The sequence below is a fragment of the Bradyrhizobium sp. Ses1 genome (assembly GCF_059512365.1).
In genome coordinates, this window is the sequence record NZ_JCAMOQ010000040.1 from 56743 (window position 1) to 83560 (window position 26818).

A 26818-nucleotide genomic window follows, 5' to 3' on the forward strand; every position below is an offset into this window, starting at 1 on the left:
CAACAGGCGGAACGTAGCGGCCGGCGAGCCGGCCGTCTTTGATGGTCTCAGGTCTTCTTGATGCCCTGGAAATCCCGCGAATAGGGCGGCTGCTTCATGTAAGTCGCGGGGTCGTACTTCCAGAACTGCGACACCTGCGGATAACCCCCGATCGGGACATTCCAGAATTTGCCGTCCTTGTTCTTCATGGTCTTGCGGATGACGACGTCGTAAACGGGATTGCCGTAGTCGTCGAAGCGAACCGCCTTGCCGAGCGGGCTGTCCGGAAGGTCGGTCTTGAGCACGGTGTCGAGGAAGACATCGCGGTCTTCGACCTTGCCGTTGATCGCGTTGATCGCCTTGGCCACCCACATCGCGCCGACATAATGCGAAAAGGCGTAAAGCGAGGGGATCTTGCTGAACTTGTCGGAATAAGTCTTGACGAACGCGTGGGTCGCCGGCAGATCGGCGCCCTCGGCAAAATGGGCGGAGGTGACGATCCCCTCGCACTCGGCGCCCATCGTCCGGATGACCGACTGGTCGGTCGCATTCTGCGATCCCAGCAGCGGTATCTGATCCTTCAGACCGAAGCTTGCATATTGCTGGATCAAGCGCGTGGCGTCTGCGCCGGTCTGCATCGCGAACACCACGTCGGCCTTCACACCCGCCACCTGACCAAGATAGGGGCTGAAATCGGACGTGTTCAGCGGATGCCAGAACTGGCCGACCACCGTGCCGCCGCCTTCCGTGAAAGTCTGTGCGAAGCCGCCGCACTGCTCGTGGCCAAACGTGTAGTCCTGGGAGATCATCGCGACCCTGCGGTAGCCCTGCTTCAGCGCCCAGTCCGCAAGAGGCCGCGAGAACTGGCTGGCGCTGTAACCGCCGGCGCGGATCACGTTCTTGATCCTGGCGCGCTGAGTGAGATCGTCGGCCGCGATCACCGGAATGAAGTACGGCGTCCCGTTGCCCTTGACGTAGTTGGCAACGGCAAGGCCGGTGTTGGCCAGAAGATTGCCGAAGAGCATGTCCACCTTCGCCTGCTCGACGAGGCGTCGCGCCTTCTGCAGCGCCGTGTCCGGATTGGAAGCGTCGTCTTCGACGATGATCTCAACCTTGCGGCCGCCCGCCTGGTTGCCTGCGCTCTCCCAGAACAGCGAAAAGCCATCGATGATCTCGCGGCCGCCGGCTGCCACGACACCGGTCTGCGGCGCCATCAGTCCGATACGGATCGGCGCTGCTTGGGCCCGCGCCAGGAAGGGGGCGGATAGAACGCCGGTGCCGGCTGCGAGCGTAAGGCCGGTCGTTTTCAGGAAGCGTCTGCGGTCCATCGTCTAACCTCCGGAATGATTTGGTTTCGAGGAACGGGAACGCCGGCGTGCGAGCAGAAGGCGCGCGCGGCCGACCACGCCTTCCGGCGCGAAGATCATGATGAGCACGAAGGCGATTCCGAGCACGGTCGGCCACCGCGCGGTGTAGGCGCTGACGGCGTTTTCCAGGACGATGATGCCGGCGGCTCCGACGAAGGAACCGAGCAGCGTGCCGACGCCGCCGGTGATGGCCATCAGCAGAGCGGAGACCGACTGCGACAGCTGCACGGTCGAGGGACTGACGAAATTGTTGAACAAGACGTAGAGGCCGCCGGCGACGCCTGCGAAGAATCCGGACAACACGAATGCCACGAACAGGTGGAGCGGAACGTTGTAGCCGAGGCTTCGCATACGACTTTCGGAATCGCGGATTCCGCGCAAGGTGAGCCCGAACGGCGAGTGGACGAGCCGCCACATCAGCCAGGTCAGTGGCGCGACAATGATCAGCACGGCGTAATAGAAGCTGGCATGGTCTGCGATAAAGGCGGGACGACCGACACCGCGCAGCCCGTTTTCGCCGCCCGTGACCGTCGTCCAGCGCAAGCAGACGCCCCATACGATCATGCCGAGCGCCAGCGTCAGCAACAGGAAATAGACGCCAGACGTGCGGATGGCCAGCGCCGCGAACACGCCGGCAAGCGCCGTCGCCGCCAGAATGCCGAGGGCGATGCCGATCCAGATGTCGCCGCCAAGCGTCGAGGTCCAGTAGATCGCGACATAGCTGGAGACGCCGAAAATTGCACCATGACCGAGCGAGGTGCGCCCCGCGAAGCCCGCGAGAATGTCGATCGACATCGCCAGCACGCTGAAGATCAAGACCTGCGTGACGACGGACACCTGGTAACTCGGCAAGACAGCAGGGAGGACGGTCAGGGCCAGGAGTACCAACGCGATCCAGCCAACGGCGCGCGGCTGGCGGAGCGAGCGGGCCGCCGACGATGCAACAGTGGTGAGCGGAGCCGATCTCACGCTACCCTCCCGAACAGGCCGAGTGGCCGGAATGCCAGCAGCAGCGCCATCGGTCCGAAGATCACGAAATAGGCGAGTTCTGGAAACATCACCTGCCCGATCGCGTTCAAAAGGCCCACCAGCAACGCGCCGAGCGCGGCGCCCACGAGGCTGCCGCGTCCGCCGATGATGACGACTGCGAGCGAGAACACCAGGATCTCTGCGTCGGCACTCGGGTAAAGAGTCAGGAAGGCACCACCCACCACCCCGCCGAGGCCTGCCAGAGCCGCCCCGAGCATGAATGTACCCAGGAAAACCCGACGGATGTTGATGCCCATGGCTTCGACCATCTCGGGATCGTCGACACCTGCGCGGATCAGCGCGCCGAGCCGCGTCTTGTTGAGGAGCAGCCACAGCACGGCAAACACCAGCAGGCCGAGAACCAGAACGAAGACGCGATACTTCGGATACATCACGCCGCCAATCCACATGGCGCCTCTCAGGGCCTCCGGGACCGGCACCGAGAACGTGTCTCCGCCCCAGATCACGAGCGAGATGTCGTTGAGAATGAACGCGACGCCGAGTGTGAGCAGCACTTGGCGCAATTCGACGCCGCGCACGAAGCTCAGCAGGCCACGGTCGAGCACCGCCCCCAGCGCTGCGACCAGCGCCATCGCAGCCAACGCTCCCACCACGAAACTTCCGCTGGCCTTTGCCGCCGAATAGCCGGCGAGACCTCCGACCAGATAGAGTGCTCCGTGAGCGAGATTGACGATGCGCAGCAAGCCGAAAATCAAGGTAAAGCCGGACGCGACGATGAAGATCAGGGCCGCGAAGGTCAAGCCGTTCAGGATCTGAAAGAGATTGATCCCCATCATGCCGGAGCTTGGCCCTTCAGCGCGTTCGGACGTTGCGACAGGTACCAGTCGTAAATCTGCTCTCCGGTCCAGAACGTCGCATCGGGATGACGCTTGATATGCTCGATTGCAGCCGCGAAATATTTGAGCCGATGCGGCGCTCCCATGATGTAAGGGTGAACCACCAGTGCCATAATACGCGATGAGGTTTTGGCATCGGCATAGATCTGGTCGAACTGGTCGATGGCACGATCCCGGTATTCCGACGCCTTGTGATGCTGGATCAGCATCATCGCCACGTCGTTACATTCCTGGGTGTACGGCACATTCACGATCGGCTTCGTGCGGGTCTTCAGGACCACCGGCTCATCGTCGAGCACCCAATCGCAGACGTAGTCGAACCCTTCCTCCACCAGGATATCCGGCGTCTCCCAGGTCTCGGTCAGCCCGGGACCCAGCCAACCGCGCGGATTCTTGTTCGTGTAGGCGCGGATCGCATCCCGCGTCTTGCGGATGTCCTCGCGCTCATCCGCGACCTTCTGCATGTTCTTCTGGCCGAAGCCGTGACCGATGAATTCCCAGCTCCGATCATGCGCCGCCTTTGCGATCGGCTCATACGTGCCGATCGCCTTGCCATTGATGGCGAGAGCCGCCTTGATATTGAAGCGGTCCAGCACCTCGAGCATGCGCCAGAATCCGACGCGATTGCCGTATTCGTGCCAGGCCCAGTTCGGGATATCGGGCATCGGCGCGCCACCGGCCGGCGGTGTCAACACCGTTCGCGGCATCGTCTCTTTCGGGTCCCATTCCTCCACATTGACGATCACCCAGACGGCGACGCGCGCTGCATCCGGAAGCACCAGCCGCGGGCGGTCCGCGATTGACGAATAGGCCAGACGGTCGGTGGGCAGCATGTTCACGTTTCGCGCGCTCCAATGGTGATGGCAATTCTGCCAACGCCCTCGATCGCTCCGGTGACCTGATCGCCGGGCAATAGAGGCCCGACGCCCGCGGGGGTGCCCGTCATCACGAGGTCACCAGGCGCGAGGCGATAGGACGACGACAGGTTGGCGATGATCTCAGGCACTTTCCAGATCATCTGCGAAAGATCGCCGCGCTGCCGTTCGCGCCCGTTGACGTCGATCGTAATGGCGCCGCGTGCGGGATGCCCCACCTCGGCAACGCCGTGAATGGCGCCGCAGGGAGCCGATGCGTCGAACGATTTCCCCCGTTCCCATGGCAGCATCTTCGCTCGCATCTCGCGCTGTCGGTCGCGGCGCGTGAGGTCGATGCCCACCGCGTAACCATAAACGCTCGCCAGCGCGCTGTTGCGCGACAGGTTGCAGCCGCCGGCGCCGAGCGCGACCACGAGTTCGATCTCGAACTGAAAATCCTCCGTATCGGCCGGATAGGGCACGACAGCTCCGTCTTCAACGAGTGCGTCCGCCGGCTTCTGGAAGAAGAAAGGCGGATCGCGCTCGTCGCCTTCCTTCATTTCGCGGATATGCTCGACATAATTCCGTCCGACGCAATAGATCCGGCGTACCGGAAAGCGCTGCGACGACCCTGCAATTGGCAGCGAAGCCGCTGCGACGACGGGAACTGGAAGATCCGGAGCATACGCAGACGACGTCATCGCGGATTCCTAAGCGGCGCTTTTGGCGACCGGGCTGAAGAGGCTGAGTTGTTGGATTTCACTGGTGTCTAGCACGAAACCAAACGCGGTGCGGACGCAGAGCAGGCCCGCCTCATGCAGCGCCGGACCGTCCATGGTCTCGACGCAATCTTTCACGACGATCACGGCATAATCGCGCACATTGGCTGCAGTCGTCGTCGCGAGCACACAGGAGTTGGTGTTGACGCCCGTGACCAGCAGCGTGTTGACGCCGTGCGCGCGCAGCGTGAAATCGAGATCGGTGCCGAGGAAGCAATCGTAGCGCTTCTTCGTGTCGACAACGAGGTCCCGTTCGCTGTCATAGAGGTCGGGGATGATGGCAACACCCGGCATCCCGGCGATATTATGCCGCAGCACATTCTTGCGCGTCGCCTTGGGATCCTCGGCGCGCGTTCGCCACAACGGATTGGAGGCGATTTCAGCGACATCGCGATACTGCGTAAGCAGATGGATGACCGGGATCTTGGCGCTACGCGCCCAATCGAACAGGCGCTTGTTGGCCGCGATCACCCGCTGCGCAACCTCCGGCGATGTCGGCATGGTCGCGACGTTCATATCCAGATGACCGCGGTGCAAATCGATCGCGATGATCGCAGCCTTGGGTTGGTCGACGCCGAGATTCATGTGCCGCTTCCTTGGCATCCGGATTGTTGGGCAGGAGACAAACCCGCCTGCCCTCACTCTGCAATACATTCTGGCGGCGAGTCAAAGATAATGTATACATTTCGTGCTTGGATTCTGTGCGGAGCACGGCCAATCCATATTCAATCCGGCTTGGAAATGCGCAAGCCATGCACAAGATCACGTTCATACGTGACGCCAGACGGCGCTTGAACGGCACTGACGTTTCGCTAGATTGTGTACAAACAAGTTTCGGACCCTTTTCGCATGGCCGCCCTGCCAGCCCCAGAAACGTCATTCTCCACGCGGTTCGAATCCGTGCTCGAGGCAGTTCGCGCCGCCATCCTGGCCGGCGAATTCGAACCGGGCGAACGCCTGCATGAAATCAAGCTAACGACTCTGCTGGGCGTGTCACGCACACCCGTCCGCGCGGCGCTTCAGAAGCTCGCATCCGAGGGCCTGCTCGATTACACCCCTAATCGCGGCTACACCTTGCGGGAATTCTCAATCGACGAGGTGATCAGCGCCTATGAAGTTCGCGCCGTGCTCGAAGGGCTTGCGGCACGGCTCAGCGCCGAGCGCGGGCTGAACGTCGGCGAGATCGCGACCCTACAACAGGCGCTCCGGGACGGCGATGATTTGCTTCGCAATGGGCACATCACCGACGAGCACCGATCCGAGTACAGCCGGATCAATGCATGTTTCCACGTCACGATCCATTCGTCTGCCGGTTCGAGGCTCCTCAATGACATGGTCTATCTGTGTCAACAAGTGCCGGTCTCGTCGCCACGCAATGTCGTGGCGTTTGAAGAAGTCGACGTTCGCCGCCGGCACGAAGATCACCATCGCATCTTCGAGGCCATCGTCGGGCGCGAGCCCTGGCGCGCCGAGATGCTGATGCGAGACCATGTGGCCAGCGTGAAGTCGTCTCTGATAAGGTCCCTCGCCTCTCCGGCTGCAGTTCAAGCAGCCAAGAAGACGGCGCGGCGACTCCGCCGCTAGCATCAGTATGGCGCCATCTCTTCGATTTTCGATTGCCGAGCGACACCACAGCCCTCCAAGAAATCCTCCGGCAGGAAGCCGTCTCCTTTCGGCTAGCGAAGTGCTACGCGCATTTCAGAGTCAACAGGTTCCGTTGTATGGGACGAAGCGGAGCGCACGACAGCTCTCGAGCTATTGTTTTCGCTGAACCAAAGGGCACTCGCTATCTGCCAACGGCCGAAACGCGTCCTTGCCGGGCATTGTTGTAACGACTTTCATAGGATCCCACTCGCCCTTGGATTCGGAAGGATCTTTGGTCGCAAGAAGGTACATGTTCCTGATCACGCGCCCATCATCACGAATGGTTCCGTCCTTCGTCATGAAATCGTTGACCGGCAGCTCCTTCATCTTCCCAGCCCTGCAGGGTGGCCGCGAGCTTCCAGGACAGGTTGACGGCATCCTCCAGCCCGCTGTTGATCCCATAGCCGCCGTAAGGGGGTGGCTGTGCGCCGGCGTCCCCTGCGATGAAGACACGGCCCGCGCGATAACTGTCGGCCCGCGCAAAGCGTAGGTCCCAAAAGCCGATATGATTGAACTCGATCTCGAACTCCGCACCGGCGGCCTCGTGCAGGAGGCGGCGGAAGTCGAAATTGTCGCGCGTGGTGTCGGCGGGAACGGGCGCATGGAAGAACCACGTGGTGCCGAGATCCACGCGGCCGAAGAATTTCCAGTAGCCGTCAAGTTCCGGATGCAGCACGTTGTAGAACGACTTGCCGGGATAACGCTCGAGCAGCCGGTGCAGGCCGGTCGAGCGGAATGTACGCGCGGTGCGCGGCGTCGACGCGGTCGATCACGGCATGGCTGTGAAATATTCCGTGAGCTGATCCAGCCGGGTGCGGGTCGCCTGCTCCAGCACCCCATTTTTCGCCGGCGGCGGAGCGGTGCGCTTTGATGTGGGAAACTGTCGATGGCGACGATCCGACGATGCCGGTCTTGCCAGTTAAAGTCTCGACTGACTCGAACCAGAGACCCTGTCGGCTCCCGCCGTTGAAGCGATTGTAAATCGTCGTGTAGGGACCGTATTCCGGCGGACAATCCCGCCAGCGCGCTCCCGGCCGCAGCATATGCACGATCCCGCTGATCACCCGTCGGTCGTACACCCGGTGCGCACCACGCCGTCCTCGCGGCAACAGGGGCTCAAGGCGCTTCCACTCCGCGTCGCTCAACCAGTAAAGTTGCTTGCGCATCAAGGCCTGCTCGAATCGGAAGACCTTGAATCACGATTGAGGCCGCCTGAGAATCCTGAGCTCCGGCGCGCCCAAAACGTAATTAATTTATCCTGAAGATGTCGTTCCGGCTTTCGCTTGTTCGACTTGCTGTCGGCAGAAGCCTCTGCAGTCACAATCGAGCAAGAGAGAAAGATGAGCGAGCCGAAGCAACGAATTATCGAAAGTAAGGGTATCCACCTCAATATCGCTGAGCAGGGCGACGGACCGGTCGCATTGCTGGCCCATGGCTGGCCCGAATCCTGGTACTCGTGGCGACATCAATTGGGCGCCCTTGCCGCAGCCGGCTTCCACGCCGTAGCCCCGGATATGCGCGGCTATGGCAAGAGCGACGCGCCCAAGGCGATCGACAAATACACGCTGTTTCATCTCGTCGGCGATATGGTCGGCGTTCTCGACGCTCTCGGGGCAGAGAAGGCGGTAATTGTCGGTCACGACTGGGGGGCGATCGTCGCTTGGCAGGCGGCGCTGCTGCGGCCTGACCGCTTCAGGGCTGTGGCGGCCATGAGCGTCCCGTTCTATCCACGGGGCATGTCGCTTCGAACCGCGCTCATGCCGCGCACGGAAAACGCGCGGTTCTACATGCTTTACTTCCAGGAGCCAGGACTCGCCGAAGCGGAGTTCGGGCGCGATCCGCGGACCACTTTACGCAACCTGCTGTTTGCTGGGTCGGGCCATGGTGTGGCGCTCGCACGAGCCGCTCAGGCAAGCGGCGGGTCGTCAGAAAATTTCGCTATGGTCCCGAACGGCGGTGAATCCTTGCGAGGTTCCAGCGCACCGGCAGTATTGCCGTCTTGGATCACCGAAAAGGATATCGACTTTTATGGAGAGGAATTCAGGCGAACCGGCTTCCGCGGAGGCCTGAACTATTATCGCAACATCGATCGAAATTGGGAGCTGCTTGGCGCGATGGCGGGCCTGCGGGTGTCGGTGCCAGCGTTATTTATGGCCGGCGATCACGACCTGGTGATTTCCTTTCCCGGCACGGAACAGGTGCTCGCCAATCTCCAAAACCTCGTTCCCGGTTTGCGCGGCATCAAGATGCTGGCAGGCTGCGGCCATTGGACCCAACAGGAGCGGCCTGAAGAGGTCAACGCCGCGCTCTTGGAATTTCTTAAATCGCTGCCGGATCACGGATGACGGAGCATGATCCGGACCGAGTTAGTGCAAAGTGTGTGGCGGTTTTCCGAAGAGCATGCCCTCGGGCTCCGCCCGAGGGATCATGCTCCAACAAAAACATAGAGCGGGATGACGATACGAAGAAAAGTCATCGCGCTCTAATGCGGACTAGCTCGGTCCTGAGCTGATTGGTTCAATCCTTATTGAGCACGGACCCTAGGCCGCATATGAGCGAGATCTTCTCAGGGTCATTTGGAGGGAACGGTCTCCTTGAACAGCTCAATCTTGCCGTGAGTGTTGTCGGTCACCGCAAAGACCTCGTAGAAATCGATCTCCGGCTTCATGCCGTAGCGCTGGATGATGCCCTCGAGCCACGGTCCGGTGTAGAACGCCTTGGCGTCCTCGATGCGCTCCCACTGGTACACGCCGCCCGCCCAGCCGCTTTCGGTCCAGATAAAGTGCTTGCTGATCAGCCCCGTCACGTCGCGGAAGCCGGGTGCGATCTTGTGGAAGTGCTCGCGGCACGCGGCGCAGTCGATCTGCGGCGGCAGTTTGTATCGTACAACAGCGGTAATCATGCGACCTCCACGTAGGTATGCCCCGGCCCAACATTGATGGCACTCCCGGGATCAAGCAAGTGAAGCGGGAAGCCAACATGGGTCAAAGGCGCAAAGCCCAACCAGTAGCTTCCGTTGTGCTGCAACAAGCCAACTATTCCATAGCATGCTGGACTTCGCGCTAGAGGTTCAGCCTTATCCTGCATGATCTCGATGTAGGCGTCGCTCAATTCGCGCAACGCAAGCTCCATGCTGGAGCGTGCGCTCGACCGAAATATTGATCATCTACTCGCGCCGATCGCGACCAAATCGCGAGTGAGTAGGTCAACACGATTGACAAGAGCCTTAATAGCCGCGCCGCTATCTCCTTCCAATTTTTTGCGTTAATGTGACCGTCTTCACACCTGTGTAGCAGACGGGCTCCGATGATGCCCGCGGAGAGGTGAGCTAAGGCCACCGCAAAGCGCCGCCCGGTTCTATTCCATTCACACGCGAGTTTGGGAGTGACACATGGAAAAGCGCGAAATTGGCAACGGCTTAACGAAAGGTCTGACTAAAGCGAAGCGGGGCGCCTTCTCTCGCCGCTCGGCGCTGACGTTGGTTTGCACCCTCGGCGCCGCGGCGCCGTTTGGAATGTTCGGAGCGGCTCGCGCGCTGACGGCATCCGGGACAGGATCGCTGACTTATATTCCTGGCGAGCCCCTTATTTGCCGCACCGCAGCGAACAGCGAAGAGCTGCAAGGCCCACCCCGTCAACTAAAACTCGCCTGGAACGCGAACGCGGCATGCACGGTCGCTGCGCCAGTCGCAAAGGAACGGGGTATCTTCGCCAAGCACAACCTCGATGTCGATTTCGTCAATTTCGGCGGTTCGACCGACCAGTTGTTGGAGGCGATTGCAACTGGCAAGGCGGATGCCGGTTTGGGGTTGGCCCTGCGCTGGCTCAAACCGCTGGAGCAAGGTTTTGACGTTCGGATCACCTCGGGTGTGCACGGCGGCTGCATCCGGCTCCTCGGCTCCAAGGCTGCGAATATTGACAGCCTGGAATCCCTGCGCGGCAAGGCTATCGCGATTAGCGATCAAGCGAGCCCCGCGAAGAACTTCTTTTCGATCTACCTCGCCAAGAAGGGCATCGATCCGGCCCAAGAAGTAGAGTGGCGCCAGTACCCGGCCAATCTGCTCGCGCTTGCCGTCGATAAGGGCGAAGTGCAGGCGCTGGCCGAGATAGATCCGCTGCCCTACCTCTGGCTCAAGGAAGGCAAACTTAACGAGATCGCGACGAACTTGACGGGTGAATTCGCCGACCGCACCTGCTGCGTTCTCGCGATACGTGGCAGCCTCACCCGAAGCGAAATGCCGGTGGCGGCCGCTCTGACACGATCGATACTGGAAGCGGCAGATCGAGTTGCCAGCGATCCCGCCGATGCCGCAGCAATCTATTCGGGCTACGGCGGGAGAGGGTCCGTAGAGGATCTCGCCACTATGTATCGTAGCCATACACACCACAGGCATCCCGTCGGGGCGGAGCTCAAGAAACAACTTCTACTCTACACTGATGAACTCAGGGCAGTGAACGTCATCAAGCGAAGCACTGACCCGGCCAAGTTCGCCGACCGGATTTATCTTGACGTTCTAAGCTGAGCCGATTGGGAAGATCCGCAGTGAGCTCGGTCATCGATGAAGTGCCGAGGCCATCAGAGAAATCGGGTTTCGGCTTTTTTGAAAGTTCGACCACTCGGTTGTTGATCGGCGGACTGTCTGTTGCCGTCGCATGGTTGATGGTCGCCGCGCTCACTGCGTTCTGGCCAGATAAGCCCGAGAGCGATTGGGCGTATACGGGGGGCTTCGCCCTTGCCTGCGGCGCATTGGCCCTTGCCCTTGCCTTGGCGGCCTTTGCCGGCGTTCGTTTCGTTGCGTTTCAGCGTCTCCAGCGGCTTTCTCCGTGGCTGCTCGCCCTCGCGCTGTTTTTGGCTGCATGGGAGGCCGTCACAGCAAAGCTTGGATTGCTGCCGTTGCCGTTTTTTCCGCCGCCGCAGGCCATTGTCGAAGTCGCAATCGATGATTGGGGGCGGCTGGCTGAAGGTATCTTCGCCTCAGCGCGTCTGCTCGCGACCGGTTATTTTCTCGGTGCGGCGGTGGGGTTCGTAACCGGTGTCGCGATCGGCTGGTCGCGGCTCGCCGGTTATTGGATCCACCCAGTTTTGCGGTTCATCGGGCCGCTGCCCGCGACAGCTTGGCTGCCGCTCGCATTTTTCATTTTCCCGTCGAGCTTCAGCGCCAGCATTTTCCTGATCGCGCTCGCCACCGGGTTTCCGGTCACCGTGCTCACCTGGTCGGGCGTCGCCTGCGTGAAGAGCGCCTATTACGACATTGCGCGGACATTGGGAGCAACCCAGCGCTTCCTCGTGCTCAAGGTTGCCATTCCGGCGGCAATGCCGCATGTCTTTGTTGGCCTGTTCATGGGTCTCGGCAACTCGTTTGCGGTTCTTGTCGTAGCCGAGATGCTGGGCGTGAAGGCCGGGCTCGGCTGGTATCTGCAATGGGCGCAGGGTTGGGCGGCCTACGCCAATATGTACGCCGCGCTGCTGCTCATGGCGTTCTTGTGCTCCGGGCTGATCACGCTGCTGTTCCGCTTGCGGGACCGCCTGCTATCCTGGCAGAAAGGTGTCGTGCGATGGTAGCGGCAATCGCAAGCGATTGCGCGGTCCGTGGATCGACCCTAACGCTCCGCGAAGTTAGCCATAGCTTCGATCTCGAAGGGCAGCCCTTGCCGGTATTGGACCGCATCAGCATGCAGGTCCGCCGCGGCGAATTCGTCGCTCTCCTGGGACCGAGTGGGTGCGGAAAATCGACCCTGCTGCGGCTGGTCGCGGGGCTCGACACTCCAACAGCCGGCTCCCTGCTAACGGAGGGAAGCGAGATCGAAGCACCCGATCCGTCGCGCGTCGTCGTTTTTCAAGACCCCACGCTTTATCCATGGCGGACGGTGTGGAGCAACGTTGCGCTCGGTCTGGAAGCCCGCGGGCTGCTGCGCACCCATCGCGGACGTATCGAGGACGCGTTGCGCCTGGTGGGGCTCACGGGCTTCGCCAATGCCTACCCGCACCAGCTTTCCGGCGGCATGGCGCAACGCGCGGCTCTGGCGCGTGCGCTTGTCAACGACCCGAAGCTGCTCATTCTCGACGAACCTTTGGGCCAGCTCGACTCGCTGACTCGCATCGCGATGCAGGCGGAACTCGTATCACTTTGGCAGCGCTCGAACTTCACGGCGCTGCTGGTCACGCACGATGTCGAGGAGGCGCTCTTGCTCGCCGGCCGTATCATCGTGCTGAGCGAGCGACCGGCACGGATCAAGGCCGAAGTCGTCAACAGCCAACCCTATCCTCGCCACCGGGGCGATCCGCACTTTGTTGAGCTTCGTCGCGAGGTGTTCGAGCATCTCGGCCTCGATGAGGCATGGTAGCCGTCGAAAGGAGCTCGCCGTGGCAGATCTTCTCATACATATCATAGAGCAGCCACACGGCGTATTCGCCGCGATTGCAATGCGATTGCTTTAGCGGCTTGGTAGCCATGCAGACGAGGTCTAAAAATCTGGGAAGCGCACGGAGACTTCGATGACCTCGGAATTCAGCGTTCACAACGCCGCGGGCTATGAGTAGCTCATGGGCCGCTGGAGCCGGAGACCGGCGCGGCCATTCATCGACTTCACAGGAGTTGCCGACGGCGAAAGGGTTCTCGACGTCGGCTGCGGCACCGGGAGCTTGACATTCGCGCTAGCCAAAGCAGCCGATCTCGCAGAGATTGCCGCGGTCGACTATTCACCAGTCTTTGTCGAGGAGGTGATCCGGCGCGACACAAACCCGCGAATAAAAGTCCGACAGGCGGATGCCTGCGCCCTGCCCTTCGAGGGCGGCACGTTCGACCGCGCTTTGGCGCTTTTCGTGCTCCACTTCGTTCCCGAAGCCGGCAAGGCAGTAGCCGAGATGCGCCGCGCCGTTCGGTCGGGCGGCGTGGTCGCGGCAGCGGTGTGGGATCATCTCGGCGGCATGCCCGGCATGCGCATGATGGTCGATACGGTGGCGGCACTCGGTGAAAGCGGGCGCCAGCTGCGCAGTCGCTATTGCTTTCAAGCGATGATGCAGCCCGGCGAACTGAGACGGACGTTTGCCGAACAGGGTCTCGTGGACATTGCGGAAATGGAGCTGATGATCCGCATGGACTACAAAAGCTTTGCCGACTATTGGGCGCCGATTGCCGCTGGCGAAGGGCCGCTCGGGAAGTATGTGGCAGCGCTCGACGCTGCGGAGCGAGCGCGCACCGACGCCGCCGTGCGCGATGCCTACGAGGCCGGCCAGCCCGATGGCCCGAGGTCGTTTGCAAACATCGCGGGGGCCTGCCGGCGCATCGTTCCCTAGCCCGAGGGGCAGAGCCGTCTCTTCCGTGAACCCGAAATCGTTCACCCAAACGCGCCGCGGCTTTCCGAATTGTGACGAGGTCAGCTCAGGGTCCAAACACGGAAGTCGCGAATCACACGCTCGGTATCGACGTTCCCTTCAAGAGCGGACGTCGCAACGCTTAACCGCCGGCTGACTCTAGCGTGGCTGCTTATAGAACTCTAAATGGCGCAGCTCCCCCTCCGCTTCGCGGTCGAGTTGCAGAACCTGACCCTTCAGAGGACAAGCAGTTTTACGTCCGGTCCTCACCTTGAGAGGAGTAGGGTGTCGGGAGGTCTGCTTGGAGGCGAGACTGTCGGGCGCGCCATCGTTATCGATGCAGGCGGCCGAGGTCTGCCTCAGTGATTGTTGTTCATGCAGCGCTTGCCAATATCAGGCGAATGCCCCAGGGGGCTCGCCTTCGGGATATTTGGGTTCGTGGCCGGCGAGTGAATTCATTTTCATGGGTCGCGCTCACGTCACGAAGCAAGGCGGGGTTCGCGGTGGGGTGCGAGCGTGATGGAAGCCAATGCCAGCAGCTATCACAGCAAAGCGCAAACCGAGCTGGACTGGACCGACGCACAACGTCAGAAGCGTACCGTGGGCCGAGTATCTTGCCGGACTTGAGGCCGAGACGCGGGTCCAGGAAGTCGTGGGCAGGCGCGATGGCGGTTCTAACGGGAAGCCGACCGCAGCGCCCGATCGCAAGCTGCCAAAGATGATCTCGCCGTCCGATCCGTCGTCGGCGTGGACGGCAAAAGCCAACAAGCGCGTGCAGTTCGGATACGGGCTCAGCAATCCTTATTGATGTCGAGCACGCGATCATTGTCGATGTCGAGGCGACGCCGGCAAACACTATGATGAGGTGGCGTCAACCAGGACGATAATCGAGCGCACCAAGAGCCACTTTCCCGGTGGGCCGAACATTGCAGCCTAACTCCTTTCCGATCGCTGCCGATGGAGGCCATGCCGCCGCCGCAGCATCCGCATTTGAGAGCCCCGAGAAAGCTCGCTTGGGGGCGCGCCTTTTGCGCGGTCACTGGCGTGGCGTCGCGGCGGCGATCGAGCTTGATCGCTGCGCGGCCTTGAAAGTAACCTCGTCGAAGGCCAACGCCGAGGATGACCGCAGTGTGCGGATCGACATCAAGGGAAGCCCCGCCGCGCTCTGCGGCAATCCGGCTTTATTTCCCACTCGTGCTATGTCCGGGGGATCGTTGGTAGCGGGGGTCCGCTACAGCGCTAGACCCACTATTTCGCCGTTTTCCTACTGGAGAGCAGCTTAACTCGCAAGGTGGAGCCTTTGTAGCTGGTCAAAAGCCGCCGTTCATACGCTATGTCGCCGGTTCGAGGTCGCTGCATAGGTTCAAATCCTGGAGGCAGGCGCTCCCACAAACTTCCTCCGCTCGCAATTTCCGTGAAGTAGGTATCGGCCGTTCGAGAAGTGCGCGAGGTCGTTTCGGGCGCGCGGGGACCGCCGGTATGCTTCGAAGCACGGTAGGAGCAAGCTAGCGCAGGGCTCGCCAACTAAGACCCAGCCGGAAGCGAACTACGCTGGAAATGCCGACGCCTTCGCAAGCGCTGAGCGTTAACTCAAACGCCGGGGCGTTGCTAGCCTCAAACGTCAGCCAACGAGCACAGTCCTGTCCTCGAAGAACGGACCGGACGTCCAGATTCGGTGTCCGCAAATCCACGTGCCGGATTTCAGCTTTGACGGGCAACTCGCCTATGCCCAATGGTGGAGAGAGGTCCGTGACAGCACTTGCGCAACACAGATTCGAACCTTGGGCACGTGGCGACACACCTTTCGCCCAAGATCAAGGTCGGCCGCCAAGTCTTCCGAACCGGTCGTGAAAAATTGTGATTGAAGGAAAGCGGCATGGAACAGTCCCCCCAGATCGGTGACAGGATCACTGACAAGTCAGCATCGCCCGATGATAGCACTGTCCGCGACTGGATCGGACCGGGCGCGTTCAAGCATTGGGCCTCTCTGCAGAACTGGATCGAGGACTTCTACCCCGGTGTCTTCGCGCCGGAATGGCTCTATGGCGGCAAGAAGCGCGGCTGGTCCCTACGCTACAAGAGAACAAAAGCGTTTTGCACCTTCGTGCCGGAATACAGGAGGTTTTCGGCCGTGGTGGTCTTGGGGAGAGCAGAACGAGACAAGTTTGAGGAGCGCCGTTATGTCTGGCGCTCGCAGTTGGTCAAGCTTTACGATGAAGCCCAAATATACCCGGACGGGAAATTCCTGACCGTTGCGATCTCATCCGCAGATGATCGGCATGATGTGACGGAGCTTTTGACCATGAAGCGCCCTCCACCGTCGCGCGCTTGAATGTCGCCGGAAAGTTTCGCGGCAAGTCGCGACGCTGGTTATTCAGCAAAAACTCTGTCGGATGGTGCCGAGCGGCCATCCTGCCGTCAAATCTCGCAACGTCGTTGCACGATGCGTTATCGTTTGAAGAGTTCGCTTCCCACCAACTACCGATCAATATGCTCTGGCAGGAGTGTCGTCAATTTCCTTCTTAGCTATCCGGTTTGCGAGCATTCCCCGTTGCTATGGAAACTATACATGCCGGCTATTGGAAACCTTCGCCGCGTGTTGCGAACAATGCGTAGAGCTTTCGCGGATTTCATGAGTGACGTTGCTTGGCTCATGGCTCACTCCCTACGCGCTCAAGAGGCATTCATGGCTTTCACATTAGAGGTCAACGGCTCACCCCATGAGATCGATGTCGACGGCGACATCCCGTTGCTGTGGGTGCTGCGCGATGTGCTCGGCATGACCGGGACCAAGTTTGGTTGCGGCCAGGCACTGTGCGGCGCCTGCACCGTGCATATCGACGGCCAACCGGTCCGCTCCTGCCAGACGTCGGTCGATAGCATCGGCGACGGCGCGGTCACCACGATCGAGGCGATCGGGCGCACGCCGCAAGGCGCGGCCTTGCAGAAGGCGTGGTCGGATCTGGAGGTCGTGCAGTGCGGCTACTGCCAATCTGGCCAGATCATGTCGGCGGTGGCATTGCTGAAAGACACTCCGAAGCCGAGTGATGCGGATATCGACTCAGCAATGTCGGGAAATGTCTGCCGTTGCGGTACCTACCAGCGTATCCGGGCCGCGATCAAGCGAGCAGCGGGAGTTTGAGCCATGGATAGGCTGATTCTAACGAACCGGATCGAACGTGAAACGGCGATGTCGCGGCGCACCTTCTTTCAGGGCGCAGGTTTGCTGCTCGGTTTTGCTCTGACCGGTGCACGTACGGCGCCCGTGTTCGCGGCGCCTGCTTCGCAAGTAACCGAAAACGAGGTCACGGGTACTTTCGCCCCGAATGGGTTTATACGGATCAATCCGATTGGCGCCGTAACCCTGGTCATTCCGATGATCGAGATGGGACAGGGCGTTTACACGTCACTCTCGATGCTTCTCGCTGAAGAACTTGAAGTGAAGCTTGACCAGATTCAGGTTCAGCATGCGCCGCCAAATCATGCACTCTACGTCAACTCGATCATAGGTATTCAAAATACAGGTGGTTCCGCCTCTGTCCGCGCCTTCTGGACGCCGCTCCGTCAGGCAGGGGCAGTGGGTCGTAATCTGCTGATTGCGGCAGCCGCAAAGCGCTGGAATGTCGATCCGGCGACTTGCCGCGCCAGCGATGGCGTCGTGTTCGATGCATCAGGTTCGAAGCATCTGAGCTACGGCGAACTTGCGACCGCCGCGGCGAAATTGCCTGTGCCGCCCGCAGCAAACGTCAGATTGAAGGATCCGAAGGATTTCACCCTGATCGGAACGCGCGCCAAGCGCGTGGATTCATCGATAAAAGTCGATGGGCGCGCGCTCTACGGTATCGATACGCGATTACCGGGTATGAAGGTTGCGACGGTTGCTATTTCGCCCGTGCTCGGTGGCAAAGCGAAAACCGTGAACGAGAACGCCGCGTTGGCAGTGAAGGGCGTGCGGCAGGTGGTCAATGTCGATGAAGCTGTTGCCGTGATCGCGGATCACATGGGTGCGGCGAAGAAGGGGCTCGAGGCTGCCGCCATCACGTGGGATGACGGGCCGAACGGCAAGGTCAACAACGCCGATATCGTCAAGCAATTGGAGGAGGAATCCAAAAAGCCGGGCGTTGTTGCCCGCAACGAAGGCGATGCGGGGAAGGCCCTTGCGGAGGCAGCGCAACGCGTTGACGCCGTCTATCAGGTGCCTTTCCTGGCCCATGCGGCGATGGAGCCGATGAACTGTACCGTTCATCTGCAGAACGATCGTTGCGACATTTGGGTCGGAACACAGGCGCCTACGATCACCCAGTCTCTGGTGGTCGAACTCACCGGCCTGCCCAAGGATGCGATCAAAATTCATAATCATCTGATTGGCGGCGGCTTCGGACGAAGGCTGGAGGCCGACGGCACGGTGCTGGCCGTCAAGATCGCCAAGCACGTCGATGGCCCGGTGAAGGTGATCTGGAGCCGCGAGGAAGACATCCAGCACGACATGTATCGGCCGTACTATCTCGATCGGCTGTCGGCCGGACTTGATGCGGCCGGCAAGCCGGTTGCCTGGACGCATCGGATCGCCGGCTCCTCAGTCATGGCTCGCTACTATCCCCCTTACGTCAAGGACGGATTGGACCCCGACGCCGTCGAAGCGGCGGCCGAGCCGCCCTATGCGCTGCCCAATATCCACGTCGACTTTGTCCGAATCGAGCCCCCTGGTGTCCGGACGTCTTGGTGGCGCGGCGTTGGACCGACTCACAACGTTTTTGTGGTCGAAAGCTTCATGGATGAGCTCGCTCATGCCGCGAAACAGGATCCCCTCGCTTACCGCAAGGGATTGCTTGGCCACAATCCGCGAGCGCTCGCTGTTCTGTCGCTCGCGGCAGAAAAAGCAGGGTGGGGATCCCCCCTTCCCGCGCGGCATGGCCGCGGAATTTCGGTACAGTTCGCATATGGAAGTTACACGTCGCAGGTCGCCGAGGTCGAAGTGGCGGCCGATGGCTCTGTCAAAGTCAAGCGGATCGTCTGTGCGATTGACTGCGGCATGTACGTCAATCCAGATACGATCGAAGCACAGGTTCAAGGTGGAACGCTTTTCGGCCTGACCGCCGCGCTCCATGGGTCAATCACCTTCAAGGATGGACGGGTCGAGCAGAGCAATTTCGACAGCTATCTGCCAATGCGTATCGACCAGGTACCGGTGGTGGAGACACACTTGATCAAGAACGCTGAGGCTCCGGGTGGCGTTGGTGAAGCTCCGACAGCCATTGTCAGTGCTGCAGTAACCAACGCGATCTTCGCCGCGACCGGCAAGCGTGTGCGTAGCCTGCCGATCGATACAAATTCCCTGAAGTCGTCGCCTTAGTCCATGCCCGTCATCCCGCGCGCGTTGTAGCGTACGGCATGAGAGTCGGGAACTAAAGCCCCGAAGCATAACGACTATTGGAACATTCGCGTTCTCCGCAGGTCCAAATTTCGTCTAATGGCACGAAACGAGGTTCAGTGGTACGAACATGGCAACGCCCCGCTAATGCTTGGAGAACAGGTTTCGGAGCACTATCGGTAGCGGTAGCCGGCAGTAAAGGGCCACCAGTCATGCACACTTCGAAAGCGGTTCCAAAGCAGGCTCTCGTCGGGCAGAACGTTTCGCCGCCCGCGGCCGCCACTGTCAAATTGTCTAAAACAGACCTCAACAACTTGATGCAGGCGCTCGACATTGATGTCATCGCGCTGACTGAGATTTTGGTGCCGCGCGGCCATCGAGTTGAATTTGGGACGATTGACGTACCCGGGATCCACTACAACTTAAGTGGCGTGGGCCGCATATCGATCAACCGCGGACCGATGATACCCTTGAGGCCTCATTTGCTCATCATCGTGCCGCCAAACACTCCGTTCATGATCGAGGTTGACGGTGGAAGTGGCCCACCGAAGCTCATTTCGAGAGACTGCTGGACTCGTCAAGACGGCATCCTCCGCGTCGCAGTGCCGAACGAGAAGCCCGAAATAGTCCAGATATGCGGCTTTTTTAACGCATCCTTTGGTCGGTCTGTGAGGCTGTTCGGAGAACTCCGCGAACCGGTCATCGAGCAATTCGAGCCGGCGGACAGGATCGATCTGAAGCTTCGCGAGGCTATGGACGAGTTGCTACAGCAAGAGGTCGGCGTTGGGGCCATGACAGCGTCTCTGCTCAAGCAGATCGTTGTCTCGTTGGTGCGACGGTCCCTCAAGTCATCCCAGCGGTGGACTGAACGATTCTCGATACTTGCCGACAGACAGGTCACCCGTGCTTTTGCGGATATGGTGGCGCGGCCGGGAGCCGCCCATTCAGTTCAAAGCTTGGCACACAGTGCAGGATTGAGTCGTTCGGCGTTCATGGCGCGTTTCTCGGACATCTTTGGACAATCCCCGATGGCCATCTTGCGAGACTTGAGAATGCGCCAGGCTGCGATCGATTTGACGACGACTACGATGTCGATCGACGTCGTTGCTCTTAATGCGGGGTACGAGAGCCGTTCAAGTTTTGTGCGAGCTTTTCGAAAGGCGTACAATCGGGATCCGAGCGACTATCGGCGGATAGCCAAGGAGGGTAAAGCCCAGAAGGATAACTGAGAACGGCGATCCCAAAGCAAGAAGGGGCTGCCGCCCGCGACGTCGCCCTCTGCTTTGCCTCACGCAGAGCGGCGCTCAGAATCAGGTGCTTCTCCGCTCGCAACATTTCGCTTCAAGTTGGCTGCGGCGAAGGCGTACCCCCCGGACGCGCCGTCAACGAAGTGCACGTGATTAGCTCGCATGGGTGATGGCACAAAGTACGTAAGATTTGCGGCCAACTGTCGATGCGTTCCAAAAAAGCATGCACCTCGTCGCTGAGCCTCTTCCAACCGCGCGTCTACGACGTCAGCGAGTTCAGATGAGCAGTCCACTGTCATACGCAGGCCGTCATCGAATTTTCGGTAATCTGTGTTCTCCACAAGCTCTCGTCGGAACCCGGTTTCATCAAAGTTACCAACAGGAACTCCTAGTGGGCTGCCCACCCACGCAAGAATGGCGTGCAAGCGCTTCGCAGCCCCAGCCGCAAAGGGACTCTTTCGACTGCCTTTCTGGATGGCATGATCAAGATCGTCGCCGGCCCATGCGGGAATCGGGCCTTCGGCAGGCAATGGATGTAGGCCGGAGTCATTCGAACGGAGCGTCCGCAGGAGCTCCTGTATGAACTCTACAAACGAAGTAGGATCATCGCGCGGAACGACGATAAGAGAAAAGATGACGCCGTTCTTGGCGCTGATCGGCGCAAATCGGCACGAAAGACCTGTGAGGTCAGCTGTTACTCCCATGGGCGCGCGCGGAAAGGTGTAGCCGCCTTGCTTGAGTTTACGCTCTGCCCAGGCAAGTCCGCCACCGTCGAACATCGCGTAGGTGACGTTCGAGGATGGCGCGAAGCGAGCTACCAGGACGTCCAAGTGCTGAGCGCGAATGTCCGCGACAGGAATGACCGCAATGCGCAACGTGAGACCCAATGCGTCTTCAGCCCAGGCGGCGGTTTTTGCCAACGTATCCCTGATGATGGACGAATAGGCGCCGGGCGCGGCGAAGCTCGCGCCATCTCCTCCGAACGTGGACGGAAACTGTAGGTCGGGTAGTGCATTGCTGACGGCAGCAAGAACCGCCGCACCGGCCGTATTCACCTCACGGTACCGTCCTTGTTCAATAGCTTCGGTCGAATGGCTGACGTCCGTAACAGCGACGATCCAGTCATCAGGTAGAGGGCGATACCGATCTCGCCGCACGACGTCATCGAAAGAGCCGAAGGGCACAAGCGCCTGATAGAAGCGCTCGTCTTCGGCCTCTCGGTCAACCTTGATCTGGAAAAGACCCGCTTCCAAGGCTGGCTCTGATCTATCCACCATCATTTGCACTCCCTTCGATCGTCGTCGGGGTTCAGAGTGGGGCCGCATTGAGAGTCAGCGATCGCCAAAATGGCCAAACCACGCGAACGAGCCTAACGTCAAAGCCCACGACGGGATTTTGCGGGAGCGTAGGCAGTCACCCGAGCTTCACGGGTGGCCATGCGCTCGGGGCTAAGCTCTCCTGGTCGCCTCGAACAGGAACCATGAGCGACTTTCCGCCTCGTCGATCCAGTTTTCGATCAGGCTGGCCGTGGAGACATCGCCATGCTCGTCGCAGACGTTGTGGGTCTGCCGCATGCGCTGGCTTAGCGCCAGATTATCTTCCTTCAGCTCGGCCAGCATGTCTTCGGGCGTGACGAAGCCAGCATCATTGTCCTCGATATGCTTCACTCTGGCGATGTGGCCGATCGAACGAATCGTTGTGCCGCCAATCTTGCGAATTCTTTCCGCGATGTCGTCCGTCATCGCAAAAATCTGCGCGGCCTGCACATCAAGGAGTAGGTGATAATCCCGGAAATGCAGGCCTGATATGTGCCAATGGAAGTTCCTGGTCTTGACGTAGAGCGCGAACACGTCTGCCAGAAGCACAGTGAGCGCCGCCGAAATATCCCTGGTGGCATTCGAGCCGAGATGGCTCGGCGTGCCGAGTGGCGCCTCGCGGCGCTTCCTCGCGTCTTCTATATCCATTTTGATCCCTCCTTCAGGGCTCTACCTGGGCCACGTTGGCCCGCGCCGGGGCTCCTGAGCTCCGCTTCAGGTCCGCGACCAGCATCGCCACGGCATGGCGCGCAAGCGCCTGGGTCGGGGCATTGGTGTTGCCGCTGGTGATGTTGGGCATGATCGAGGCATCGACTACCCGGAGGCCGTCGACCCCGTGAACCCTGAGCCTTGCGTCGACCACCGCTCGCGCGTCCTGGCCCATCCGGCAGGTGCCGACCGGGTGCCACATCGTCGTCACGACACGCTTCACCCATTCGCCGATCTCCGCATCCGACTGGATGTGTGGGCCGGGATCCATCTCTTCCTCGATCACCGGCGCCAACGACTCCTGGGCCATGACCTTGCGGATCGCGTGCACTGCCTCCACCGCAGCCCTTAAGTCTTCCTCTTCGCCGATGAAGTTCGGGTTGATGAGGGGCATCGATGTTGGGTCGCTGTCGGCCAACCGCACCCAGCCGCGGCTCTTGGGCTGAAGCACCACGAGTTCGAAGGTGATGCCCGAGCGGTCGCCCGCCGGGCCGAGTTGCTCGGACAAGACGATAGGAGCGTGATAACATTGGATCGTAGGCTCGGCGGTGAAATCGGACGGATTCCAGTGTGTCACCGTCTCGATGCCATTGCCCGACGCCGGGCCATCCTTGGTGACGAGATAACGCAAGCCCGCCTTCACGCTGCCGAGGCCCTGCGCGGCAGCCTGATAGCCGAGATCGCCCTTTACATAGACACGGACCGGTACCATCGGGTGGTCCTGGAGATTTTCGCCCACCTCCGGAGAATCGACGACCACCGCGATACCATGCTGTCGCAGCTGCTCGGCTGGCCCGATGCCAGAGCGCATGAGGATCGTCGGGCTATGGACGGCGCCGGCCGACAGCACAACTTCGCCGGCCGTGATCCTCTTCAGGCTCGTGTCCATGAACTCAACGCCGACAGCCCGATTGTTCTCGATCAGGATGCGAAGAACGGTCTTGCCGGTGAGAAGTGTTACGCGGCCCGAGGTGAGGTGCGGACGCAGATAAGCGTCGACCGCGCTGCATCGGCGCTGATCTCCGACCGTCGACTGCACCGGCGAGACTCCGATCTGGCTCTTACCGTTATAGTCGGGATTATAGGGAACCCCATATTCCTGGAATGCCTTGAGGCAATATTGGTTCAGCTTGTTGATGCCCTTGGGCAACTGGACGGCCAGACCACCATTTATGCCGTGATACTCGTCGTGGAAGGTGTCGTTGTCTTCCTGCGCCATGAAGACGGGAAGCAGATCTTGATACGACCATTTGCCGGTGTCGCCGACCGCGTCCTGCCACGCAGAGAAGTCGCGTATCTGACCACGGACGTAGCACATCGCATTGATCGAGGATCCGCCGCCGAGTACCTTGCCTGAGCGATATGCGCGCTTTCTACCGTGCTGGGGAACCGTCTCGTATTTCCAGACATGCCGGTCGTGGGCCAGCAGTTTGGCGAAGCCGGCCGGAATGTGGATAAACGGATCGCGGTCCATGTCGCCCGCTTCGATCAGCGCGATCGACGCATCGGTGTGTTCGGCGAGATAACTCGCGACAACGCAACCGGCCGCGCCCGCACCAACAATGACGATATCATAGGCTTCCCGGGACATCAGTGTCGTTTTTCTTTCATAGTTATCCTTCAATCAACGCCCCGTCGCTGACGCAGCGCCATCGCGGCTCCTGACCCTGAGATTGATCGGACCACTCTTTTGGAGAGTGACGTTGCGACGCCGGCGAGGGAAATGACCTCTCGCCATAGAGTCGATAGACGATCGTTATTGTCGTTGCCCGAGGTCACCCTGGCGATCTTCGCCTCGCCGGCATCGGTGACTTAGCAGAGCAGCGTCGCAGCGTTTCGCGAGACGTGCTCTCGCGCTCAACGAAGCGAATAAACGGTGCGCGTGTCACACCGGCTCCTGCCACGTCGGATGAATCGGGACCGACACTGCCGACGTCGCCTATCCGATCCGAACCCCGCACATACCCGCAATGATCGCGGCCGAGATAGCCGCGCTTATTGCGACGCCGCCGCCCCAAATACGATTTGCGGTGCGTCGATTGACGCCATGCGCTATCAGCACCATTCGCAATCCCGACGTAAGATGGCTTAGGACAAAGAAGACGCCGAGCGCGTAATGAGGCAACAGCCGGATATTCCATGCGTCATGAGTGAGCCCGGTCGGGGCTCCGATCGCGAAATGCCAGTCCGTCGGTATACCGAGAAAGCTACGAGCGTAGATGAAAACGGAGTTCATATGCCCGAGGATGTAAAGCGAGAGGTAGGCCCCCGAGCCGACCTGAAATGTCCGATGAAAGCCCTGCGGGCCGGCACTCCAACGCCATGCCAGAAACAGGCCGGTGCCGATCTGGAAAACCATGGCCGCGACCAATAGCGGTTCACCCACATCAGAGCGGTAGATAAGGCGGCCGACCTTCATGACGGCCGCATGTGCATCGGGGCCGATCAACCCAAACAAATGATTGGCTAGATGGAACGCCACGTATAGAAACAAGACCGCTGCTGTCATTCCGTGGACAATGCGCCAGCGCCCCACGGTCGGCCGCGTCGCAGCGATTGGATTGCCGGCGGTCCGTGACCAGATTGCGATTGCGAGCCAAAGCAGGCACCACACGAGTTCGTCGGGGATGGGGCTATGAATCAGGACCTGAACGACGCCAAGAAAAACGAAGAGCGTTGGGGTCGTTACGCCGGCATAGGCGAGCCGTCGCGCCCCTGGATCGGCGTCGGACCGGCAAGCGAGCGCGAGCGCGAGAAACGGCACGACGAACGCCACGGCCAGGATGAAGGTCGCGGCGACAATTGCGAGAGGCGAAGGCAGTGCGTCCTGCGTGCCAACAACGGTATGGAAGGCGCGGAGTAGAAAAGGGTAGCAGATGGCCGCCGCCGCCGGAGCCAGCGCCGAACAGTCGAAGCGTGGCCCAATCACGGCGCTTCGGTCCCGCGGCCGCGCAAACGCGTTCATCTTAAACCCTTAAATATCAGCCGCCCGATCCGGCGAGTGCTCGCGCCGTATTAGCCCTCCACCATCGGCGCTATCAAGAATGATCCCGGCCCCAGCCCAAGCGCGCCGGTTAGTGACCGACCGCTGCAGACGAACGTTGGCGACGTCACGACGACGCCTTCGCAGCTTTCAGCCAGCTGCGCGCCTGCTCAATTCCGGACGCATCGCAACCGGCTCCTCAGGCGCGTTCAGGACTGACGTCGTGAGCAGGACTGCCGCAGCGAGGACCCAGTAGTACCAGGCGTCGAGCCCAGCGAATTTGAAGGCAAACGGTGCGATGACAAAGACCACCCCGACGGCGCGATCGACCCAAAGGTGCAGCCAGTAGGGAATGATGCGGACAAGCCCGGTGGGATGGTCGGTCAGGGCGGCCAAGAGCAACGCCGCCACACCGACGACAACCGAAAGCTCCACTGCAAGTGGTCCGCTTTGGCCGAGCTTCAGCACGAACGGAGCTGCGATCAAGACGATCGCGACAGGATAGTCGATCAGGTAGGCGTGGATAGACTTGGTGATGAAGCGAAACGACATCGGAGACTCCTCTGCTTGGTTACTCGAGCGGGTCCTTGCGACGTGGAAAGTGCACGCACCCAAGAGGGCGATTTCGCGTCCTGTGATGGCAGGCACTCCGTCACAGGCCAACCCGGTTAGACGAGCACTAAGGGTACGCCGGCACGCCAACCATTAGAAATGCCCGGTCGTTATCGTTTCCATTCCACTCGCCCGACGCCATGGAAGCGGGTTAGTTTGGCGCGTCGACTGCGAGTGTCCGAGGGTGGTGCTTCAGTGTCCGGCTGTCGAGGTCAGGGAAGGCTTGGTAAGACAGCATTGTTCGCTTCATGCGTAGTGCATTTGGGCGGAACCGGCCGCAGTGAACGCGTGCGCCGCATGCTCTGCCCGGACGCTGGACGCATTCCACGATTTCACGCCGTCCGAGCGACGACCGACCAGTCGCGAAGCCGCGTGACCTTGACGAAAGCGTCCAGCGCCGGCGAGTAGCGACGCCCCTGGACAGCCAGGAGCCGCACCTCGCGCGAAAGTGGGTCGCCTTCGAGCGGAATGGTCTTGAGCGTCGGAAGGCGCGGCATGTGCTCGGGCGCGAGTATCACGCCGAAGCCAGCAGCGGCCATGTGCTGCAGGTGCAAGTCGTGACCGCTGCAGTGGCCGAGTTGGGGCGGCTTCTCGGGGAAATACGATTGCTGGATTTTCGGGGCGACGTCGCAGCCGGCGCGTTCCAGCAAGACGGTCTCACGGAGGTCGTCGATGCCGATTGAGGGACGATTTGCGAGCCGGTGTGTCGGCGCGAGAACCGCGACGTAGCGCTCCTCGAACAGCGACCAGTCGTCGAT

At 60.6% G+C, this 26818-nt stretch carries 27 protein-coding genes and 2 pseudogenes; 12 read left to right on the plus strand and 17 right to left on the minus strand.

The features are described 5' to 3' along the window. Positions 1-47 precede the first annotated feature (47 nt). The 6 genes from AC5ZG5_RS32850 to AC5ZG5_RS32875 are packed head-to-tail and all read right to left on the minus strand — an operon-like array spanning position 48 to position 5450. On the minus strand, positions 48-1307 hold the full coding sequence (locus tag AC5ZG5_RS32850; RefSeq protein ID WP_456645867.1) for an ABC transporter substrate-binding protein: 1260 nt from the start codon (positions 1305-1307) through the stop codon (positions 48-50). Positions 1308-1310: 3 nt separating this feature from the next. Next, the gene (locus tag AC5ZG5_RS32855) at positions 1311-2315 is read right to left on the minus strand and encodes a branched-chain amino acid ABC transporter permease (protein ID WP_456645868.1); all 1005 of its coding nucleotides are present in this window, start codon (positions 2313-2315) and stop codon (positions 1311-1313) included. After that, positions 2312-3172 carry a branched-chain amino acid ABC transporter permease gene (locus tag AC5ZG5_RS32860; protein WP_130226056.1) on the minus strand — a complete coding sequence of 287 codons (861 nt, stop codon included), beginning with the start codon at positions 3170-3172 and terminating at the stop codon, positions 2312-2314. Before AC5ZG5_RS32860 ends, AC5ZG5_RS32855 begins: the two co-directional genes overlap by 4 nt. Beyond that, complete coding sequence (locus AC5ZG5_RS32865) at positions 3169-4065, minus strand: polysaccharide deacetylase family protein (protein ID WP_456645876.1); 897 nt, start codon at positions 4063-4065, stop codon at positions 3169-3171. Before AC5ZG5_RS32865 ends, AC5ZG5_RS32860 begins: the two co-directional genes overlap by 4 nt. Before the next feature lie 2 nt (positions 4066-4067). Next, positions 4068-4787, minus strand: coding sequence for a fumarylacetoacetate hydrolase family protein (locus AC5ZG5_RS32870; protein ID WP_456645869.1), 720 nt, complete (start codon positions 4785-4787; stop codon positions 4068-4070). Positions 4788-4796: 9 nt separating this feature from the next. Continuing rightward, the gene (locus AC5ZG5_RS32875; protein WP_456645870.1) at positions 4797-5450 is read right to left on the minus strand and encodes a cysteine hydrolase family protein; all 654 of its coding nucleotides are present in this window, start codon (positions 5448-5450) and stop codon (positions 4797-4799) included. 264 nt (positions 5451-5714) lie between these two features. On the opposite strand from AC5ZG5_RS32875, the gene AC5ZG5_RS32880 reads away from it, so the two are divergent. Then, positions 5715-6449, plus strand: coding sequence for a GntR family transcriptional regulator (locus AC5ZG5_RS32880; protein ID WP_130226053.1), 735 nt, complete (start codon positions 5715-5717; stop codon positions 6447-6449). Between the two features lie 379 nt (positions 6450-6828). Here the strand turns inward: AC5ZG5_RS32880 and AC5ZG5_RS32885 are convergent. Both AC5ZG5_RS32885 and AC5ZG5_RS32890 read right to left on the minus strand, forming a co-directional pair. Next, positions 6829-7245 (minus strand): annotated as a pseudogene (locus tag AC5ZG5_RS32885) (FAD-dependent monooxygenase); the annotation flags it as partial. A gap of 228 nt (positions 7246-7473) precedes the next feature. Next, positions 7474-7675: pseudogene (locus AC5ZG5_RS32890) on the minus strand (transposase); the annotation flags it as partial. 174 nt (positions 7676-7849) lie between these two features. Between AC5ZG5_RS32890 and AC5ZG5_RS32895 the strand changes: the two are divergent. Continuing rightward, the gene (locus tag AC5ZG5_RS32895) at positions 7850-8854 is read left to right on the plus strand and encodes an alpha/beta fold hydrolase (protein WP_456645871.1); all 1005 of its coding nucleotides are present in this window, start codon (positions 7850-7852) and stop codon (positions 8852-8854) included. Between the two features lie 227 nt (positions 8855-9081). Here AC5ZG5_RS32895 and AC5ZG5_RS32900 read toward each other — a convergent pair whose 3' ends face one another. Beyond that, positions 9082-9411 carry a hypothetical protein gene (locus tag AC5ZG5_RS32900; RefSeq protein ID WP_130226050.1) on the minus strand — a complete coding sequence of 110 codons (330 nt, stop codon included), beginning with the start codon at positions 9409-9411 and terminating at the stop codon, positions 9082-9084. Between the two features lie 489 nt (positions 9412-9900). Between AC5ZG5_RS32900 and AC5ZG5_RS32905 the strand changes: the two genes are divergently transcribed. From AC5ZG5_RS32905 to AC5ZG5_RS32925, 5 genes are all read left to right on the plus strand, one after another. Further along, positions 9901-11031 carry an ABC transporter substrate-binding protein gene (locus AC5ZG5_RS32905; protein ID WP_456645872.1) on the plus strand — a complete coding sequence of 377 codons (1131 nt, stop codon included), beginning with the start codon at positions 9901-9903 and terminating at the stop codon, positions 11029-11031. 98 nt (positions 11032-11129) lie between these two features. Then, positions 11130-12071, plus strand: coding sequence for an ABC transporter permease (locus tag AC5ZG5_RS32910; protein WP_456645877.1), 942 nt, complete (start codon positions 11130-11132; stop codon positions 12069-12071). After that, positions 12065-12853 carry an ABC transporter ATP-binding protein gene (locus tag AC5ZG5_RS32915; RefSeq protein WP_456645873.1) on the plus strand — a complete coding sequence of 263 codons (789 nt, stop codon included), beginning with the start codon at positions 12065-12067 and terminating at the stop codon, positions 12851-12853. The genes AC5ZG5_RS32910 and AC5ZG5_RS32915 overlap by 7 nt, the downstream gene beginning before the upstream one ends. Positions 12854-13052: 199 nt before the next feature. After that, positions 13053-13805 (plus strand): class I SAM-dependent methyltransferase, encoded by a 753-nt coding sequence (locus tag AC5ZG5_RS32920; protein WP_165435222.1) that lies wholly within the window; start codon positions 13053-13055, stop codon positions 13803-13805. A 547-nt stretch (positions 13806-14352) separates the two neighbouring features. Further along, positions 14353-14631 (plus strand): hypothetical protein, encoded by a 279-nt coding sequence (locus AC5ZG5_RS32925; RefSeq protein ID WP_130226048.1) that lies wholly within the window; start codon positions 14353-14355, stop codon positions 14629-14631. Here the strand turns inward: AC5ZG5_RS32925 and AC5ZG5_RS32930 are convergent. Next, positions 14615-14791, minus strand: a complete 177-nt coding sequence (locus tag AC5ZG5_RS32930; RefSeq protein WP_130226047.1) for a hypothetical protein — start codon at positions 14789-14791, stop codon at positions 14615-14617. The two genes, AC5ZG5_RS32925 and AC5ZG5_RS32930, sit on opposite strands and share 17 nt — an antisense overlap. A 68-nt stretch (positions 14792-14859) precedes the next feature. After that, a complete protein-coding gene (locus tag AC5ZG5_RS32935; RefSeq protein ID WP_165435221.1) occupies positions 14860-15015 on the minus strand; it encodes a hypothetical protein in 156 nt (51 codons plus the stop codon). Positions 15016-15699: 684 nt separating this feature from the next. Between AC5ZG5_RS32935 and AC5ZG5_RS32940 the strand changes: the two genes are divergently transcribed. The 4 genes from AC5ZG5_RS32940 to AC5ZG5_RS32955 all read left to right on the plus strand — a co-directional run bounded on the left by AC5ZG5_RS32940 (position 15700) and on the right by AC5ZG5_RS32955 (position 20423). Beyond that, positions 15700-16155: a DUF3788 domain-containing protein gene (locus tag AC5ZG5_RS32940; RefSeq protein WP_456646100.1), complete on the plus strand. Its 456-nt coding sequence runs from the start codon at positions 15700-15702 to the stop codon at positions 16153-16155. 354 nt (positions 16156-16509) lie between these two features. Next, the gene (locus AC5ZG5_RS32945) at positions 16510-16965 is read left to right on the plus strand and encodes a (2Fe-2S)-binding protein (RefSeq protein ID WP_130226044.1); all 456 of its coding nucleotides are present in this window, start codon (positions 16510-16512) and stop codon (positions 16963-16965) included. Positions 16966-16968: 3 nt separating this feature from the next. Continuing rightward, positions 16969-19176, plus strand: a complete 2208-nt coding sequence (locus tag AC5ZG5_RS32950) for a xanthine dehydrogenase family protein molybdopterin-binding subunit (RefSeq protein ID WP_456646101.1) — start codon at positions 16969-16971, stop codon at positions 19174-19176. Between the two features lie 230 nt (positions 19177-19406). Continuing rightward, entirely contained in the window at positions 19407-20423 is a 1017-nt protein-coding gene (locus AC5ZG5_RS32955; protein WP_028167150.1) for an AraC family transcriptional regulator, read from the plus strand. 59 nt (positions 20424-20482) lie between these two features. On the opposite strand, the gene AC5ZG5_RS32960 is transcribed toward AC5ZG5_RS32955, so the two are convergent. From AC5ZG5_RS32960 to AC5ZG5_RS32975, 4 genes are all read right to left on the minus strand, one after another. Further along, a complete protein-coding gene (locus AC5ZG5_RS32960) occupies positions 20483-21721 on the minus strand; it encodes a DUF3095 domain-containing protein (protein WP_456646102.1) in 1239 nt (412 codons plus the stop codon). Between the two features lie 168 nt (positions 21722-21889). Next, positions 21890-22405: a Dps family protein gene (locus AC5ZG5_RS32965; RefSeq protein WP_456646103.1), complete on the minus strand. Its 516-nt coding sequence runs from the start codon at positions 22403-22405 to the stop codon at positions 21890-21892. Positions 22406-22418: 13 nt separating this feature from the next. Beyond that, positions 22419-24056: a GMC family oxidoreductase gene (locus AC5ZG5_RS32970; protein WP_456646104.1), complete on the minus strand. Its 1638-nt coding sequence runs from the start codon at positions 24054-24056 to the stop codon at positions 22419-22421. 348 nt (positions 24057-24404) lie between these two features. Then, complete coding sequence (locus tag AC5ZG5_RS32975; protein WP_456646105.1) at positions 24405-24974, minus strand: hypothetical protein; 570 nt, start codon at positions 24972-24974, stop codon at positions 24405-24407. A 126-nt stretch (positions 24975-25100) separates the two neighbouring features. Here AC5ZG5_RS32975 and AC5ZG5_RS32980 point away from each other — a divergent pair, with 126 nt between their 5' ends. Then, a complete protein-coding gene (locus AC5ZG5_RS32980) occupies positions 25101-25328 on the plus strand; it encodes a hypothetical protein (RefSeq protein WP_456646106.1) in 228 nt (75 codons plus the stop codon). Positions 25329-25598: 270 nt separating this feature from the next. Here the strand turns inward: AC5ZG5_RS32980 and AC5ZG5_RS32985 are convergent, their stop codons facing one another. Together AC5ZG5_RS32985 and AC5ZG5_RS32990 are read right to left on the minus strand one after the other, a co-directional pair. Next, on the minus strand, positions 25599-26000 hold the full coding sequence (locus tag AC5ZG5_RS32985; protein WP_130226038.1) for an SPW repeat domain-containing protein: 402 nt from the start codon (positions 25998-26000) through the stop codon (positions 25599-25601). Between the two features lie 392 nt (positions 26001-26392). Then, positions 26393-26818, minus strand: a 426-nt coding sequence (locus tag AC5ZG5_RS32990; protein ID WP_496165489.1) for a LysR family transcriptional regulator substrate-binding protein, incomplete at its 5' end; no start/stop codon positions are given.

What these genes read in the sequence shown, in the direction of transcription:
- AC5ZG5_RS32850 (WP_456645867.1), bottom strand. Translation starts at nt 1,307, where the DNA reads ATGGACCGCAGACGCTTCCTGAAAACGACCGGCCTTACGCTCGCAGCC.
- AC5ZG5_RS32860 (WP_130226056.1), bottom strand. Translation starts at nt 3,172, where the DNA reads ATGATGGGGATCAATCTCTTTCAGATCCTGAACGGCTTGACCTTCGCG.
- AC5ZG5_RS32865 (WP_456645876.1), bottom strand. Translation starts at nt 4,065, where the DNA reads ATGCTGCCCACCGACCGTCTGGCCTATTCGTCAATCGCGGACCGCCCG.
- AC5ZG5_RS32870 (WP_456645869.1), bottom strand. Translation starts at nt 4,787, where the DNA reads ATGACGTCGTCTGCGTATGCTCCGGATCTTCCAGTTCCCGTCGTCGCA.
- AC5ZG5_RS32875 (WP_456645870.1), bottom strand. Translation starts at nt 5,450, where the DNA reads ATGAATCTCGGCGTCGACCAACCCAAGGCTGCGATCATCGCGATCGAT.
- AC5ZG5_RS32880 (WP_130226053.1), top strand. Translation starts at nt 5,715, where the DNA reads ATGGCCGCCCTGCCAGCCCCAGAAACGTCATTCTCCACGCGGTTCGAA.
- AC5ZG5_RS32895 (WP_456645871.1), top strand. Translation starts at nt 7,850, where the DNA reads ATGAGCGAGCCGAAGCAACGAATTATCGAAAGTAAGGGTATCCACCTC.
- AC5ZG5_RS32900 (WP_130226050.1), bottom strand. Translation starts at nt 9,411, where the DNA reads ATGATTACCGCTGTTGTACGATACAAACTGCCGCCGCAGATCGACTGC.
- AC5ZG5_RS32905 (WP_456645872.1), top strand. Translation starts at nt 9,901, where the DNA reads ATGGAAAAGCGCGAAATTGGCAACGGCTTAACGAAAGGTCTGACTAAA.
- AC5ZG5_RS32915 (WP_456645873.1), top strand. Translation starts at nt 12,065, where the DNA reads ATGGTAGCGGCAATCGCAAGCGATTGCGCGGTCCGTGGATCGACCCTA.
- AC5ZG5_RS32920 (WP_165435222.1), top strand. Translation starts at nt 13,053, where the DNA reads ATGGGCCGCTGGAGCCGGAGACCGGCGCGGCCATTCATCGACTTCACA.
- AC5ZG5_RS32925 (WP_130226048.1), top strand. Translation starts at nt 14,353, where the DNA reads ATGCCAGCAGCTATCACAGCAAAGCGCAAACCGAGCTGGACTGGACCG.
- AC5ZG5_RS32930 (WP_130226047.1), bottom strand. Translation starts at nt 14,791, where the DNA reads ATGGCCTCCATCGGCAGCGATCGGAAAGGAGTTAGGCTGCAATGTTCG.
- AC5ZG5_RS32940 (WP_456646100.1), top strand. Translation starts at nt 15,700, where the DNA reads ATGGAACAGTCCCCCCAGATCGGTGACAGGATCACTGACAAGTCAGCA.
- AC5ZG5_RS32945 (WP_130226044.1), top strand. Translation starts at nt 16,510, where the DNA reads ATGGCTTTCACATTAGAGGTCAACGGCTCACCCCATGAGATCGATGTC.
- AC5ZG5_RS32950 (WP_456646101.1), top strand. Translation starts at nt 16,969, where the DNA reads ATGGATAGGCTGATTCTAACGAACCGGATCGAACGTGAAACGGCGATG.
- AC5ZG5_RS32955 (WP_028167150.1), top strand. Translation starts at nt 19,407, where the DNA reads ATGCACACTTCGAAAGCGGTTCCAAAGCAGGCTCTCGTCGGGCAGAAC.
- AC5ZG5_RS32960 (WP_456646102.1), bottom strand. Translation starts at nt 21,721, where the DNA reads ATGATGGTGGATAGATCAGAGCCAGCCTTGGAAGCGGGTCTTTTCCAG.
- AC5ZG5_RS32965 (WP_456646103.1), bottom strand. Translation starts at nt 22,405, where the DNA reads ATGGATATAGAAGACGCGAGGAAGCGCCGCGAGGCGCCACTCGGCACG.
- AC5ZG5_RS32970 (WP_456646104.1), bottom strand. Translation starts at nt 24,056, where the DNA reads ATGTCCCGGGAAGCCTATGATATCGTCATTGTTGGTGCGGGCGCGGCC.
- AC5ZG5_RS32975 (WP_456646105.1), bottom strand. Translation starts at nt 24,974, where the DNA reads ATGACAGCAGCGGTCTTGTTTCTATACGTGGCGTTCCATCTAGCCAAT.
- AC5ZG5_RS32980 (WP_456646106.1), top strand. Translation starts at nt 25,101, where the DNA reads ATGAATCAGGACCTGAACGACGCCAAGAAAAACGAAGAGCGTTGGGGT.
- AC5ZG5_RS32985 (WP_130226038.1), bottom strand. Translation starts at nt 26,000, where the DNA reads ATGTCGTTTCGCTTCATCACCAAGTCTATCCACGCCTACCTGATCGAC.